This is a genomic window from Bacillus haikouensis (genome assembly GCF_013179555.1).
GTDB lineage: Bacteria > Bacillota > Bacilli > Bacillales > Bacillaceae_B > Rossellomorea > Rossellomorea haikouensis_A.
Window position 1 is genome coordinate 1 of the sequence record NZ_JABMCR010000088.1, and the last position, 15,406, is coordinate 15,406.

General features: G+C 43.7%; 16 protein-coding genes. 4 read left to right on the forward strand and 12 right to left on the reverse strand.

Features of this window, described 5'->3' with window-relative positions:
* Positions 1-195 precede the first annotated feature (195 nt).
* The 6 genes from HP456_RS10405 to HP456_RS10430 all read right to left on the reverse strand — a co-directional run bounded on the left by HP456_RS10405 (position 196) and on the right by HP456_RS10430 (position 7,023).
* Complete coding sequence (locus HP456_RS10405; RefSeq protein WP_312857751.1) at positions 196-2,997, reverse strand: DNA translocase FtsK; 2,802 nt, start codon at positions 2,995-2,997, stop codon at positions 196-198.
* A 377-nt stretch (positions 2,998-3,374) separates the two neighbouring features.
* Entirely contained in the window at positions 3,375-3,980 is a 606-nt protein-coding gene (gene ytpR / locus HP456_RS10410; protein WP_172250721.1) for a YtpR family tRNA-binding protein, read from the reverse strand.
* A 16-nt stretch (positions 3,981-3,996) separates the two neighbouring features.
* The gene (locus tag HP456_RS10415) at positions 3,997-4,791 is read right to left on the reverse strand and encodes a DUF1444 domain-containing protein (protein ID WP_172250723.1); all 795 of its coding nucleotides are present in this window, start codon (positions 4,789-4,791) and stop codon (positions 3,997-3,999) included.
* 145 nt (positions 4,792-4,936) lie between these two features.
* Positions 4,937-5,254 carry a thioredoxin family protein gene (locus tag HP456_RS10420; protein WP_172250725.1) on the reverse strand — a complete coding sequence of 106 codons (318 nt, stop codon included), beginning with the start codon at positions 5,252-5,254 and terminating at the stop codon, positions 4,937-4,939.
* 1 nt (position 5,255) lies between these two features.
* Positions 5,256-6,290 carry a PTS sugar transporter subunit IIC gene (locus HP456_RS10425; RefSeq protein WP_172250749.1) on the reverse strand — a complete coding sequence of 345 codons (1,035 nt, stop codon included), beginning with the start codon at positions 6,288-6,290 and terminating at the stop codon, positions 5,256-5,258.
* A gap of 226 nt (positions 6,291-6,516) precedes the next feature.
* Positions 6,517-7,023, reverse strand: coding sequence for a hypothetical protein (locus HP456_RS10430; protein WP_172250727.1), 507 nt, complete (start codon positions 7,021-7,023; stop codon positions 6,517-6,519).
* 200 nt (positions 7,024-7,223) lie between these two features.
* On the opposite strand from HP456_RS10430, the gene HP456_RS10435 reads away from it, so the two are divergent.
* Together HP456_RS10435 and HP456_RS10440 are read left to right on the forward strand one after the other, a co-directional pair.
* Positions 7,224-7,670 (forward strand): YtoQ family protein, encoded by a 447-nt coding sequence (locus HP456_RS10435; RefSeq protein ID WP_172250729.1) that lies wholly within the window; start codon positions 7,224-7,226, stop codon positions 7,668-7,670.
* Positions 7,671-7,908: 238 nt separating this feature from the next.
* Entirely contained in the window at positions 7,909-9,402 is a 1,494-nt protein-coding gene (locus HP456_RS10440) for a peptide MFS transporter (protein ID WP_172250731.1), read from the forward strand.
* Positions 9,403-9,588: 186 nt separating this feature from the next.
* On the opposite strand, the gene HP456_RS10445 is transcribed toward HP456_RS10440, so the two are convergent.
* From HP456_RS10445 to HP456_RS10455, 3 genes are all read right to left on the reverse strand, one after another.
* Positions 9,589-9,975: a hypothetical protein gene (locus tag HP456_RS10445; protein WP_172250733.1), complete on the reverse strand. Its 387-nt coding sequence runs from the start codon at positions 9,973-9,975 to the stop codon at positions 9,589-9,591.
* Positions 9,976-10,208: 233 nt separating this feature from the next.
* Positions 10,209-10,733 carry a DUF84 family protein gene (locus HP456_RS10450; protein ID WP_312857752.1) on the reverse strand — a complete coding sequence of 175 codons (525 nt, stop codon included), beginning with the start codon at positions 10,731-10,733 and terminating at the stop codon, positions 10,209-10,211.
* A 126-nt stretch (positions 10,734-10,859) separates the two neighbouring features.
* Positions 10,860-11,933, reverse strand: a complete 1,074-nt coding sequence (locus HP456_RS10455) for a M42 family metallopeptidase (protein WP_172250735.1) — start codon at positions 11,931-11,933, stop codon at positions 10,860-10,862.
* A gap of 165 nt (positions 11,934-12,098) precedes the next feature.
* Between HP456_RS10455 and HP456_RS10460 the strand changes: the two genes are divergently transcribed.
* Positions 12,099-12,419 carry a PepSY domain-containing protein gene (locus HP456_RS10460; RefSeq protein ID WP_172250737.1) on the forward strand — a complete coding sequence of 107 codons (321 nt, stop codon included), beginning with the start codon at positions 12,099-12,101 and terminating at the stop codon, positions 12,417-12,419.
* A gap of 305 nt (positions 12,420-12,724) precedes the next feature.
* On the opposite strand, the gene HP456_RS10465 is transcribed toward HP456_RS10460, so the two are convergent.
* Both HP456_RS10465 and trmB read right to left on the reverse strand, forming a co-directional pair.
* Positions 12,725-13,597 (reverse strand): YtnP family quorum-quenching lactonase, encoded by an 873-nt coding sequence (locus HP456_RS10465; RefSeq protein ID WP_172250739.1) that lies wholly within the window; start codon positions 13,595-13,597, stop codon positions 12,725-12,727.
* 281 nt (positions 13,598-13,878) lie between these two features.
* Positions 13,879-14,520, reverse strand: coding sequence for a tRNA (guanosine(46)-N7)-methyltransferase TrmB (gene trmB / locus HP456_RS10470; protein ID WP_172250741.1), 642 nt, complete (start codon positions 14,518-14,520; stop codon positions 13,879-13,881).
* Between the two features lie 276 nt (positions 14,521-14,796).
* Here trmB and HP456_RS10475 point away from each other — a divergent pair, with 276 nt between their 5' ends.
* Complete coding sequence (locus HP456_RS10475; RefSeq protein ID WP_172250743.1) at positions 14,797-15,075, forward strand: YtzH-like family protein; 279 nt, start codon at positions 14,797-14,799, stop codon at positions 15,073-15,075.
* Here HP456_RS10475 and HP456_RS10480 read toward each other — a convergent pair.
* The coding region (locus tag HP456_RS10480) for a phosphotransferase family protein (RefSeq protein ID WP_172250745.1) at positions 15,076-15,406 on the reverse strand (331 nt) is incomplete at its 5' end.

Consider the following 15,406-nt stretch of genomic DNA (forward strand, 5'->3'; position numbering starts at 1 on the left):
AAAAATAGACGGCTGAAAACCAGCCTTCCTTGATACGTTCATCAAATTTAAATGTATGGTTGGTCAGTCGTTTGATTTTCCCTTTAAGTTTCAATTCGATTTCTTTCATCATAAAGCTCCTTATGGCTTACCAAAAAAATAGGTATTCTGTTTACATCATAAACAGAATACCATGTATTAAATGTTTGTACTAGTCTATGCCAACGTCTCCAGTTCGCTTTCTGAAATCAGGATATCCCTTGGCTTACTGCCTCTTGATTCCGAGATGACCCCACTCTTTTCCATCATTTCCATCAATCTTGCCGCACGATTATAACCGATTCTGAATCGTCTTTGCAGGCTGGAAGCAGAAGCCCCGCCCTGATCGATGACAAATTCACATGCTTCGAAGAACAATTCATCCTCTTCTTCCGTAACTTGCGCCTTCTTGATCAGTTCATCCTGCTGAAAGATATAATCGGGCTCCCTCTGCTCCCTTACATGATTGATGATGTCATCAATTTCCTCATCAGAAACGAAGGTCCCCTGCAATCTCACAGGTTTGGAAGAACCATTTTCAAGGAAAAGCATGTCCCCTTTCCCAAGCAGTCGTTCAGCACCGCTTCCATCAATAATCGTCCTGGAGTCCACTCCTGAGGAAACAGAGAATGCAACCCTGGTAGGTACGTTCGCTTTAATCAGGCCTGTGATGACATCAACAGACGGACGCTGTGTTGCAATGATGAGGTGGATCCCGCAGGCACGGGCCTTCTGGGCGATACGGCAGATCGCTTCTTCGACATCTGCAGGCGACATCATCATGAGGTCCGCCAGCTCATCTATCACGATGACGAGATATGGAAGCCTATCATTATATTGTTTGTTTCTCTTTGCCAGTTCATTGAAACGCTTGATATCCCTTACGCCTGTATGGGCAAATAACTCATACCGTCTTTCCATCTCCTCGACCGCCCACTTCAATGCGGCTGTTGCCGCTTTGACATCCGTGATGACTGGACTGACCAGGTGCGGAATGCGATTATATGGGGCCAGTTCCACCATCTTGGGGTCAATCAGGAGAAGTTTCAATTCATCCGGTGATGCCTTATACAAAAGACTTACAAGGATGGAATTGATACATACACTTTTTCCTGACCCGGTCGCACCCGCAATCAGCCCATGCGGCATCTTGCTCAGATCCGTCACGATCGGCTGACCTGAAATATCAAGGCCTAGAGCTGCAGTCAGTGATGATTCCGACTCCTGGAAGGCAGGACTCGCTATTACCTCACTTATACAGACGGGACGGCTTTCCCTGTTCGGTACTTCGATACCGATTGTATGCTTCCCTGGAATCGGGGCTTCGATCCGAATGTCCTTGGCTGCAAGACTGAGCTTTATATCGTCTGAAAGATTCGTGATCTTGTTCACCTTCACCCCGGGCTCAGGCTGCACTTCAAATCGCGTAACCGACGGTCCCTGCGTGACATTCACCACTTTCGCCCGGACATTAAAGTTATGAAGTGTCTCGTCCAGCAGGTGTTTCTGGGATTCAAGCCATTCTCCGCTCAGCTTTTTAGATACGGGCGGCATCAGATAATCCATTTCGGGAAAGGTGTACCCTTTTGAACTCTTCACTGAAGAAGTCAGTTCGCTGTAACTTTTGACGGCTTCTTCCCCTTGAACGTTTTCCGTCCTTTGATCCTGCTTCTGTTGTTGAACCGGTTCTGCCTGCCTTCTTATCCCGGATTCCTGAGACGAAGAAGATACCTTATTCTTTTCAGGACCGCTCATTGTTTTATCCCGATGATTCATCTGCCGCTTATCTTGTTTCAACATCAAGACGTTAAATGGAAGATGAGATCTTTTTCTCTGCTTAGACTTTTCTTCCTGATTCTCTAAGGATCCCGGTTGAGGTTCATATTCTTGTTGCCTTATTGATTCTTTCTGCTGATTTCCTTCTTGGAGATCTACCTTAGGTTCATCCGGACGTATTGGTACTTGGGTCTGTACCCGTTCTCCAGTATGTCGTGGTTCTGGATGATGCATCGACAACTCCGGTTGTTTTGCTTCTTCACCTTGTAACCGTTCTTCTTGTACCGGTTCTTCAGGTTCATCCGGGACTGCCTGTATGACGTCCTGTGATGCCGCTGTTTCAGAAATTGCATCACTTTCTGCCAACATAAGAGAAGAAGCTGTTGTCCTTTCAAAAGCTGGAGCGCTTGAATACGCCGGATGGGACATTCCGGATTCTATATGTTCCATTTCAGGTGATGCCTCGGCCCTGGCAGGTTTCGGCCCGTTAAGAACCTCGGATTGATCCTGTTCCACATTTTCCTTAAATGAAAATTCATTCCCGACCAATGAAGCTTCAACCACTGACTGGTTCGGGCTCGAGCTTTCATCTTCCATTTCTTTGACTTCCTTTAAGTCCGGGGGATAGACACCCGGATTTTCTTTTATCCCTGCTTCTCCATTATGTAAGAACTCTCCCAACTCATATTCGACATCATCCTTTTTAACAGATTTGACTGGTCTTGTCCTGAAGCCGTAAATAGGAGAGGGGATCTCAGTCGGTCGAAATGGCCGGCTGTTTCCTTTTTCAACTTTCCGGATTTTTTTTTCTTGCTTATCGTTTTTTTCATTTTGACGGACTGTAGATGTTGTTTCTGAGCGGGCAGGCTTTTGCAATGGATGTTTCCGCTGTTTTCGTTCGCGGCCCCTTACGTCTTCATGCTGAAGCTCCCCGTCTGCTTTCTGTTCGGAGTCTCTCCGTTTTCGTTCTGAGCGAGGCTCATTTACCTTTTCTCCATCCGAAATCAGCGGAAAGCGAAAGTTCCCTTTCGGATATTGATAGGTCATCCTGGCTTCTACTTCTCTTCCATGATTTACAACTCTATTATTTAAAATACGCTTTTCAGACCGTGGCTCTCTCTCTTCGACTTCTTCTTCATCATGTTCTTCATATGGCTCATCATGATCTGATAGTTTATTCATAATTTTTTTGATCCAACTCACACTTATCACTCTTTCCTTGATACTTATATTTTATTTTATCAGTTAAAGAGAAAAATTCGAGTAATTTCGATAGAATTAGAGAATTGTTAAAGAAATGTGTCGAAAGCAACATTCGTGTAATATTGCAGTGGCGGGAAGGTTAGGATGAAGTATGTTTAAAATACCGCTGCTAATTTCCGTGCAGCACTGGAACAGACCAAATTTAAATTTGGATTCGTCACCAAATTAAATACCCATCTTTAATCCGCTCGATATACTAAGGCAATCTTTTTTTCACTGAAAATCACCGCTTATAAATCAAAAATCTTTAGTTTGTCCTCTCAATAAAAAAGCCCGGAGTCATTAATCCCCGACTCCGGGCTTAACCGTCACATTATTCATCCGTTAAAAGGCTGTCCAACCTCATAACGGTCTTCCAGCACTAAAATTCCTTTTTCCTGCGGAGCATCCGGCAGGTCAAGTTCTTTAGCTGAACAGATCATGCCTGATGAAGGGATACCGCGAAGCTCAGCATCTTTAATGATCATCCCGCTGGGCATCACTGCGCCCACTTTGGCCACGACCACCTTCTGCCCTTGATCGACATTCGGTGCGCCGCATACAATTTGAAGTGTTTCTCCGCCGACATCCACTTTACAGATATTTAGTTTGTCTGCGTTAGGGTGTTTTTCTTTTTCCGTTACATAGCCAACGACAAATTTAGGTGAGAAATCTGCTTCCAATGTTTCTTCGAAGCCATTCTTCTCTATGGCTTTATTGATTTGCAACAACTTGTTGTCATTCATCTCGACTTGTCCTTTTTCATTTAAATCCATGTAGCTGGACGCACGAAATAAATTGTATCCAACCGTTTTGCCGGATTCTTTATCGAAGATGCGTACGGCGTCTTCTTTCAATTCGTGCTCCACGTCCCCTTCAAACCCGGGTTGGAGTGTGACGATAAGGGTATCCCCGATTCCTTCAAGATTATAAAATACGTTCATTTTTCTTTTACTCCCTTCACTTTTTACGGTTTTTAGCAAGGATGAAGACTGGTTCCAGTTCTCCTTCTTCATAGACAAAGGATAAAGCTGTAATTGGAACATTGCCTGTTGTGAAAAAACTCATCGTTAACTGGGCCAGTACATCATAGCCTGTTTCGTTGCGGATGTCACCTATGACAAGTACATCCTGGTGCGGAACAGATACTGTCATCTCACCTTGTATATCGGCACTCATCTTCTTTAAGAAAGCATCATTTAATATACGGCTTGCATCGTAGCCGTCATTATTATTCAAGAAATAATAAATATTTCCAGCCACTTCATCTCTCTTCATTTCAGTCGGTAAGCCTCTGACGTTGAATAAGGCGGTTTCTTTCATCTGCTCATGGGACCAGCCTTCTTCTTTCAACATATTCTCATCAATTAAACGATAGGTTGAACCGAGATCAATGGCATAATAGATTCTTGTTTCAGCCGTATGCTCGTCGGTCACGAGCGGTGTGCCTTCATTGGATTCAGTTGCAAATGAAGTGGATCGGATGACTGGGAATACATTTTTCTGCTTGTTTCCCATGTCAGATTTGGTGCCCATTACATTTAATGCTTCCTCGACATAATAAACGACTTCATCGATGATCGATTTATTATTTTCTTTCCACTTCGAGACGATGGGCGGAAGTGCCACCGTGATTCCTTTAGTTGTATCTGTATTTTCTATACGCAGGGAATCCTTTTCCCGGTCATATGTAAACGTGCGATTCGGTTTGTCCAATCGCTCCTGAAGAATGCCTTTTAGTTTTTTTATATCCATGGTTCCCCTCCTTATTAAACACATATATTTCCGTTCAAAAAAAACAAAACTGCCACTTTTAACATTTTACAATAAAATCCCGAGAATACAAAAAGAACCCTCTCCATGAAAAAAGGGATATCCCGAAAGAATATCCCTTTAGCGTTTATTTAGACAGACTGTTCATGAATTCTTGAATTTCTTCTTTTGTCTTACGGTCCTTACTGACGAAACGTCCCAATTCCTTACCATCCCCGAAAGCAAGGAAACTCGGGATTCCGAAAATATCCAATTCGATGCATAGATCGATGAACTGGTCACGATCTACATACAGGAAAGTGTATTCACTGAAGTCACTCTCGATTTCCGGCAGGATCGGTTCGATGACCCGGCAGTCAGGGCACCAATCAGCGGAAAACATAAATACATGTTTCCCATTATTTTTCAACTCATGAAATTCTTCCATTGTTTCAAGTTTACGCATTTTATTTTCCTCCTGTATCAATCGTCATATGATTCGGTTTGATCCAACCTATTTTACGCATATATTCAGATAGTAACAGGGAGATGACAGCAGGTCCAATGAAATGCAGCAGCAGCACTTTCAATGCGGTATCCCAAGTGAATCCCATTGTTTTAAAGGTCATGATCTGACCGACCAGGCCGCTCGTTCCCATTCCCGCTCCTGCAGCGTTGTTTTCCATGATCCACAGCGTCGTTCCAATCGGTGCGAGTACCATCCCTGCTATCGTTGGCGGCAGCAAAATCCGGGGATTCCGGATGATATTCGGTACTTGCAGCATCGATGTACCGATACCTTGAGCAAGGAGTCCGCCCACCTTGTTTTCACGGTAGCTGATCACAGCGAATCCAACCATTTGCGCTGCACATCCAATCGTTGCCGCTCCTGCTGCAACTCCGTTCAAATCAAGCATCAGCGCAATCGCTGCACTTGAAATCGGTGCTGTCAGCGCAAGCCCCATGAGCGCAGCCACCAAAATCCCCATGACAATCGGTCTCTGTTCGGTCGCCCAGCTGATCCAGCTCCCAAACATCGTCATGAAATCACCAATTTGCGGACCGACAAAATAAGCTACAGAGAAGCCTGCAAGAATCGTAATAAATGGAGTAACGATTATATCCACTTTCGTCGTCTTGCTCACAAGCTTGCCGATTTCAGTTGACACCACCGCTGCCAGATAAGCACCTGCAGGACCTCCAAGGGAAGCACCTGCTGCACCCGTCACCACGGCCGCGAATAAGACAAGCGGCGGAGCACCCAGGCCGAACGCAATGGCGACGCCGATGGCAGGTCCCATCAAACTGATTGCGAGGGCACCCATATCGATAAAGAAGGTTTTAACCGGAAGGGGCAGGAAGGTCACCTGCTCTCCGATGGTCTTAATGATCAAACCGATTATTAACGAACTGAATAGCCCAAGAGCCATATAACTCAGCGCATCTATAAAATAAACTTTTGCAGAGGGCTTAACCCCTTTGTTTTCCATATATTTTTTCATATTCATTCCCCATTCCCCTTTTTTCTTTTGTATGGGACTGCACTATTTACTAGTGTAAAGACACATGTTGTTTTTGTCTATAGATAATTCCCGAATCTGCCTTGAATAGTAAATCGGCAGAGTCACTGAGGCATCCATGGGGGAAGGGTGTCTGTGCTCCCAACTCAGACGACACCCACAAACAAAAAAACGGTTTATCACTATAAAGTGAAAAACCGGTCATATCTTACTTATGATTAACTGAACTTGCTATTTCCATCATCATTTCGGCATTATCCGAGAGGTCTTCCATATGGGATTGAGTAGTCAATTTTGTGCCGCCAACCCCTACGATTAATTCGTATTTTTCTGAATCAGGCAGCTTCTTAATCACATAGTATCCAAAACGGTTGTCATCTTTGAATGTGTCTTTATGGACTATATTCTTTCCGTCGCTGACTGCCATTTTATATAGAAGTTCACTGGATTGATCTTCCTCGGGATTTGTAAAAAGTATAAATGTATCAGAGCCTTCTGAAATAATGATATTGTTGGAAGATTCTTTCTCAATCTTGGCTCCAAACGGAAGATAAAAGTTCACGTTCCCTGCTTTTTCTTTAGCGCTCTTCTCTGTATGCTTGAACGTATCCTCTACAGTTTGGGCTGTCTGCTCTTTTTCTTGATCTATCGTTGTATTGCATCCAGCTAATATAAGCACAAGAAAGAAGAAAACGATCGAAATGTATGTTTTCATCCCCTTATCCTCCTTTTCAGGCTTCGGCGGATAACCGCCTTCACTTCTATCGCTTAGGACCTACGCTAATAATACCGTCACAAAGTACCATTGACAACCCTTTCACAAAGAAAACTCCTTAAATTCATGGCAATGAAGGTTACTTTTAACCAGCACAGGGTATATATGATAAAATGACTAAAAAAAGGAGTGGATGCTGAATGGAATTTACTGTATACCTTGCAGGAGAAATACATACGCGCTGGAGAGAAGAAATAAAACAGAAAGCGAAACAGCTTGATTTACCCTTATCCTTTGTAGGACCTATGGAGAATCATGATCGTTCTGATTTCATCGGAGAAGAAATCCTTGGTGAGCAGCAGGACAAGATTCTTCGTGATGAAGCAGCCTCTGCCATCAATAATCTCCGTACCGAGCTTCTTATGAAGAAATCCGACCTGGTCGTTGCATTATTTGGAGAAAAGTATAAACAATGGAATACGGCCATGGATGCAAGTACGGCACTTGCCCTTAATAAGCCGCTCATCCTGATCCGTCCGGAAGGTTTGCACCATCCCCTAAAAGAACTGTCAAATAAAGCGAATGTTACATGTACGACGATCGAACAAGCAACTAAAGTACTTTCGTATATTTTCGAAACGAAATAACGTGTAATTCTTTAACTGACAGTCATTTAACCTTAATTCCCCATTGGAGCTTGCGGGTACACTATTCCCCGTCAAGCTCTTTTTGTATAGCTTCTCTCCCTAATTTTCATACTATTCTAAAATAATTTAATCTTGTTAATATAAAGATATTTTGTGATATAATTCCTAGTTTTTAAAGTTTTTTTGACTTTATAAAAATATTAAAATATTATAGTAAAAGAACTAAGGAGGTTGTAATATGTCGTCAATCAATAAACAGAAAATTGTGGATAGTGTTCCTCAAAAGGGATTCTTTGGACACCCTAAAGGATTATTCACGCTCTTCTTCACAGAATTTTGGGAGCGCTTTTCTTACTACGGAATGCGCGCGATCCTTGTGTACTACATGTATTACGAGGTGTCAAAAGGCGGCCTTGGCTTAGAAGAAGGAACTGCATTAGCAATCATGTCTATTTATGGGTCACTTGTATATATGTCTGGTGTCATCGGAGGCTGGCTGGCAGATCGGATATTCGGTACTTCAAAAGCCGTCTTCTATGGAGGAATCCTGATTATGTTCGGGCATATCGCATTATCTTTCCCGGGCAGTTTATCCATGTTTTTCGTTTCAATGGTATTAATCGTACTCGGTACCGGTTTATTAAAGCCAAACGTATCCACTGTAGTCGGTGAAATGTATGCCGAAAACGATACCCGTCGCGATGCTGCATTCAGTATCTTCTATATGGGAATCAACCTTGGGGCATTCCTTGCACCACTTCTTACAGGAGCTCTTATGGAGAGCTACGGATTCCACTGGGGATTCGCACTGGCCGCAATCGGTATGTTCTTTGGACTAATCGTATTCATGTTGACAAAGAAAAAGAGCCTGGGTCTTGCTGGTACGTATGTGCCAAACCCGCTTAATACTGCTGAAAAGAAAAAATACGGTTCCATTTCGGCACTAGCAATTGTAGTTATCGCAATTATTCTCGGAATCACAATTCCGAACGGTTGGTTCACTTTAGATGTATTTATCAATTTAGTCGGAATCTTTGGTATCTTGGCTCCAACGATATACTTCATCATTATGTACAAGAGTCCTAAAACAACTGCAACGGAACGTTCACGGGTACTTGCCTATATCCCATTGTTCATTGCAGCTGTCATGTTCTGGGCAATCCAGGAGCAAGGTTCAACCATCCTGGCTGCATATGCAGATAAACGTACCCAACTGGACTTTATGGGGATTGATATTTCACCTGCATGGTTCCAGTCACTAAACCCGTTATTCATCATTTTGCTTGCACCAATCTTCGCTGGTATGTGGGTAAAACTTGGTGATCGTCAACCAACGATCCCACAAAAATTCTCATTAGGTCTTCTATTTGCAGGATTATCATTCCTTGTCATCCTGGTACCTGGTTATTTCACAGGAGAAGACGCATTAGTAAGTCCTATATGGTTAGTACTAAGTTACTTCATCGTCGTACTTGGAGAATTGATGCTATCACCGGTAGGCCTGTCTGCGACTACGAAACTTGCACCGGAAGCATTCTCAGCACAAACAATGAGTCTTTGGTTCCTTGCTTCTGCAGGGGCTCAAGCATTGAATGCACAGCTGGTAAGATTCTATTCAGCTGATTCAGAAATGCTTTACTTTGGTTCAATCGGAGGAGCAGCAATCGCACTAAGTATCATCCTGTTCCTTTTATCTCCAAAGATTCAAGTGTTTATGAAAGGTATAAAATAAGGCATCGCAAGAACCCCCTGATTCTTCAGGGGGTTCTTATTTTCTTTACTTTGTGAAATTTTCTGCTGTGTGGTCCGCAGGATGAATCCTAATAGATTGTTGTTTAGTGTATATAAATGTTAACCTGCATCCTCTTACCTGCCCACTTTACCTCTGACTATCAAGACCATAAAAAAAGACCCCGCGTCAATGCGCGAAGCCTTTTATCTGATTACCAGAACCAGCAGCAATTCCCGTGATGTCTTCTGCGGTCTTCTGCACCGAAAACATCGTTGTCTCTTCTGCGGTGGCATCTTCCGCGGTTATCTTCTGCTCCGCGAACATCGTCGTCTCTTCTGCGGTGGCATCTTCCACGGTTATCTTCTGCTCCGCGAACTTCGTCGTCTCTTCTGCGGTGGCATCTTCCGCGGTCATCTTCTGCTCCGCGAACATCGTCGTCTCTTCTGCGGTGGCATCTTCCACGGTTATCTTCTGCTCCGCGAACATCGTCGTCGTCTCTTCTGCGGTGGCATCTTCCGCGGTTATCTTCTGCTCCGCGAACATCGTCATCTCTTCTGCGGTGGCATCTTCCACGGTTATCTTCTGAACCTAATACACCGTCATTACGTCTTCCACTATTGCCGAATAAGTCCCAGCAATTGTTTCTGCGTCCTTCAACGCGGTCATCTCTTCTGCATCCCATAAATTAAACCTCCCCTGCACGAGAATTATCAGAGAAAAAACACTGATATATTTTATCGTATGAGAGGTATGTTAGTTTGGTTTGGGCCAAGTAGTAGGAAGTTAAAAAAATTATTAGAAGCTGCTTATGACCGTTTTTTCTTATAATGCCACTGTCCAATCAATAACTGGACGACATGCAGGAACATCGCATCCCTTGTAACAGTCCCATTGGTGAAGACCCCTACCGCCCCTTCCTTATGACGAATGCCTGTTCTTTGTGTGAATTCATCCATAAGCGGTCCGAGTTCCCTTCCCTGCCTCAATCCACTGCCGATTTCCTCTGGTAATGAGATTCGCGCTCCTCCGGCAATGATTTCATGTCCGCTGCTATCAACGAGTGCTCCCCAGTTACAGAGGAACATTCCGTAAAGGGATTCCGTCACTCCCCCTTCAAGGCCGATCCCTACATCTGCTTCCGTCATTTTTAATACATTCTTTCCCCGGTTTAAAGCTCCTTCAATCGTTTCCTGATCTGAAAACGGCTGCTCATTTACATTAGATTCCGTCTTCAGGCAATCAAAGCTTACATTTTCATAATATTGCCGGAATCCGTTTTTAATGGCTTCCACTTTCGCTTTATTCTGTGTTCCAATTGCTACTTTCAACATACTTTGACACCTCTTTTCATTTATCCCCGGTTCCTATAGGAGTCCGGTTGTGCATCGTTAAAAAAACTGCCTCCTTAGGAGACAGCTTTTTCATTGCATTTATCTGCTTCTCATAATCATAAACTGCTATCCGTTGCTCTTGATTGTTTCGATGGCAGTACGGTCACATTGTTTAACCAACTTTACAATAAGCTCTTTTGCTGCGGCGTAATCGTCTACATGGATCATGGATGCATGAGTATGGATATAGCGTGAGCAGATCCCCACCACTGCACTTGGTACACCTTCATTGGAGATATGGACTCTCCCTGCATCCGTACCACCTTGTGATACAAAATACTGATAAGGGATGTCATTGGATTCTGCAGTATCAAGTACAAACTCCCTGATTCCTTTATGCGTCACCATGGAACGGTCCAGGATTCGCAGAAGGGCACCCTTCCCCATTTGTCCAAATTCATTCTTATCACCTGACATATCATTGGCAGGACTTGCATCCAATGCAAAGAAAATATCAGGATTAATCATATTCGCAGCAGTCTGAGCTCCTCGAAGGCCCACCTCTTCCTGTACAGTGGCACCGGAGTAAAGGGTATTGGATAATTCCGACCCTCTTAGTTCTTTTAATAGCTCTATGGATAATCCACAGCCATAGCGGTTATCCCACGCTTTTGCAAGGATCTTCTTCTTATTCGCCATTGGTGTGAACGGACAAATAGGAACGATTTGCTGCCCTGGTTTGATTCCGATGTTCTTTGCATCTTCCTTGTCATCCGCACCGATATCAATCAGCATGTTCTTTATGTCCATCGGTTTTCTGCGCTGCTCCTCGGCTAATAGATGCGGCGGTATGCTTCCGATCACTCCGGTTACAGGCCCATTATCAGTGATAATCTGTACTCTCTGAGCAAGGAGAACCTGGCTCCACCAGCCGCCAAGTGTTTGAAAACGAAGCATTCCATTATCTGTAATGGAAGTGACCATGAAACCGACTTCATCCATATGCCCGGCAACCATGACAACCGGATCTTCCGTTTTACCCTTTTTCACACCGAAAATTCCGCCCAGCCCATCCTGGACCACTTCATCAGAGTATTCAGTTAATTGTTCCCTCATAAACTGACGGACGGCATGTTCATTACCTGGTGCGCCAGGCAGTTCGGTTAACGTCTTAAATAAATCCAAAGTATCTTGTTTCATATTTTCTGCCCCTTTATTATAATATCTGTTTATGTATAGTTTCATTTTACAGAACTTTCGCACGTCTTACCACCAATTACGCCAAAAGCAGTTCTCTTTTTTTTATAATCTTTGTTAGAATGTACCTATATACCTGTTTGTAATCATGGTTGTGGAGGGATCAATATGAACTGGAAGTCTTTCATATTAGGAATTGGAATCGGGGCGGCAGGAGGAATTTTACTAAGGGGCAAGCTGAAAGAGGCAAGCCTGATCTCTGCCGAAAAAGTGTTAAAAGACGTAAAGCTATCGTTTAAAAAAGAAGGGAATATCGATGGATCCTGGATTTCAATGAAACCGGAGGATTATCAGAAGCACTCTTTATCTACCAAAGTGTATAAAGGGGGAGTCTCACGACGCAGCAATGGCCGGTTGGAACAGTATGAATTCTTGGCCGATGCGTATACCGGGACAGTGATCGATGTTTATCCGCTAGTCAATAATTAACAAAGAAAAGCGGAGGCGGCTCGCCCAGCCCCGACAAGCATAAGATGAATGGGCCAGGAAGGCGCATTTTGCCTTCTTGGACCATTTAGCTTATGACCTCGAGGGGCTAGCCGCCGGAGCTGGACAATAGAAAAGCGGAGGGGCTTTGCCCAGAGACGGGTGGCATAAGACGAACCGGCCATGAAGGCGCTCTTTGCCTTCCTGGTCGGTTTGACTTATGACATGTGCCTCTAAGCCCCGGAGCTGGACGATACTATTTCAAAAAGGATGACACTTCGAACCGTGTCATCCTTTTTTCATTTCCGTTACAGGTGCCCGCCTTCCGAAGGGCTGCCGGTGAGCATTCTCGGCACCTCATCAATTATTTCCCCGTCCCTGTTCCACTTCAGTGCTCTATATACGGCATCGTGATAGAACAAGAACCAATACTCATTTTCTATCGCCTGATTGATCCACTTATCTTTCGCCTTGATGGACGTCATCGGATAATCGTCATAAGCAAGGACCCACAGCGGATTTTTATGAGCATGTGTCGGCATGATGTCTGCCATGTGGATAAACGTCTCACCTTCATGCTCAAGGACAATAATCGAATGCCCATCACTGTGGCCTCCTGTATGAACCATCCGAAGTCCGGGGAGCACTTCCAATTCATCGTCAAACGTCCGTACCTGATGACTGATACTTTCCCAATTCTCTTTCCAATATGTATTCCGCGAGCGGATATTCGGCTCTCTCATTTCGTCCCATTCAACCTTCGATGTATAGACCACGGCATTCGGGAAGACAGCGGTAAGCTTTTCTCCTTCATATCGGGTCAAGCCGCAAGCATGATCGAAATGCATATGAGTCATCAAGATGATATCGATATCTGCCGGGGTCATTCCAAGCTTCTCAAGTGATGCTTCTATGGAAGATTCTTCGTGAACCCCATAATTTCGTTTCTGCTTTTCATTTAATTTCCCTTTTCCAATACCGGATTCAATTAATACATTCTTCCCTTGATACCTGAAAAAGAGGGGATCGGTCCGTAATTCAATTTGGTTTAGTTCATTGACTGCGTATTTTTTTGACCAAAGAGGTTTCGGAACCACTCCGAACATCGCTCCCCCATCCATATGGGTGACGCCCCCATTCAGCCAATGGATCGTTAACTCTCCAACTTTCAATGATTCCATTCTTTTAGATGCCTCCTTTGTTCGTACATTTTCATTTTATCAGAATTTATGGATAACTTACACGAAAAAGCATAATGGTCCTTCTGTCAGTGCATCCCGCCTGCCCTGCATCTAACCGACCTCTAACTGACCTCCAGAGCGTCAAAATTCTTCAACTATAAAAAACACATTTCTCCTCACAAAGAGATCGTGTTTTCAGCAATCATGCATTCCCATACAAACCAATGGCCGCTCCTAAAAAAAAAGCGCCCCGAACCGTCGGGACACTCTTCTTAGGTTTATTAATTTTGATACTGCGCTTCGACGCGGTAGATCCGCTGGCCTTTTGCCGAGAATTTCTCTTCGTATTCTGTCATGATATTGCCTTCGAAGTCGCTTTTGTGAAGATCCAGGCTCAGGAAATTCAAATGCAGACCATACCATGAAAAGCTTTGCAAGGAATACTCGAATAAGCCTTGGTTGTCGGTTTTAAAGTGGATTTCACCGCGTTTGATCAAGATATCCTCATAAAGCTTGAGGAAGCTTTTGTATGTCAAGCGGCGTTTTTCGTGACGGTTCTTTGGCCACGGGTCGGAGAAGTTAAGGTATACTCTTCCCACTTCGCCTTCACCGAAGTATTCCGTCAAATTTCCGGCATCCACGTTCAACAGCTTAACATTCGGAAGCTCGGCTTCGATCAATCTGTCCAGCGCCGTTACGATGACACTTTCATACAGTTCAATCCCGATATAATTGATGTCTGGATTCGCCCTCGCCATTTCCGTGACGAACTGACCTTTTCCAGTTCCAACTTCTATGTGAATCGGATTGTCATTTCCAAATTCCTTATTCCATTTACCTTTTTTGTCTTCAGGCTGGGCAACCACATACTGCGGGTGATCGCCGATTTTTTCAGAAGCCCATGGTTTATGTCTTAAACGCATGCTGTGACACCTCATTTGTTAGTTTTAAAGCGGTTTTCATATAGGGTATTTTTTAAAATTATGTTTTATTTGCTTGTTGTTTTATGATATGAAAACAACTCTGCCGAAAAAAACAATAACAGATGTAAGAATTCTGTGCAACAACAAATTGCTTCTGACTTCCGGGAGATAAAAACACACGAATAATTAAAAAAGGAATTCACACACTAAAAGTGAATTCCTTTTTTGTTTTCAAGTTAGAAAACGATGAAAGATCTATATGAAAGGGTGTACGGTATGCCTTTAGATTCCCATTATCAGTTACAGTTATTAAGAGATATATTATCAAATCATCAAACAGATTGCTGCGGTTCAGTATCTGAATGTGAGCAAGTTGAACGATTGGTTAAATCGTTGATGGTCAATGCAGAGATTAATGAAAATATGAAGCCGGTTCTGCAGGAAATTTACCAATACAGCCAAAGTGGAGCAGGCAGCCCTGACCTTGGCGCCCATATAACGAGCAATAAACAAAATCTGTCCCAATGGGTGACAGATATGGATCAGTTCTCCTGATCAAACGATCTTGTGCAAATATTCAATCCAGTGGTTCATCTCATGAAAACGTCCTTTTCCTTTATGCCATTGAATGGAAAGGATCGTTTGAGCCACTACATACCACTTCATTCTCAGTCTTAAATTGTCTGTTATGCCGACCCCGTATTGAGTGAGCCATGCAGGCCATTCTTCTTCGGGGATGTACCAGTATAACAGCATACCGACATCGAAAGCAGGGTCGGCAATCATTGCGCCGTCCCAATCAATCAGATACAGCTGGTTGTCATCCGACAGAAGCCAGTTGTTATGATTGACATCCCCGTGGCAGACCACATATTCATCCTGCTGA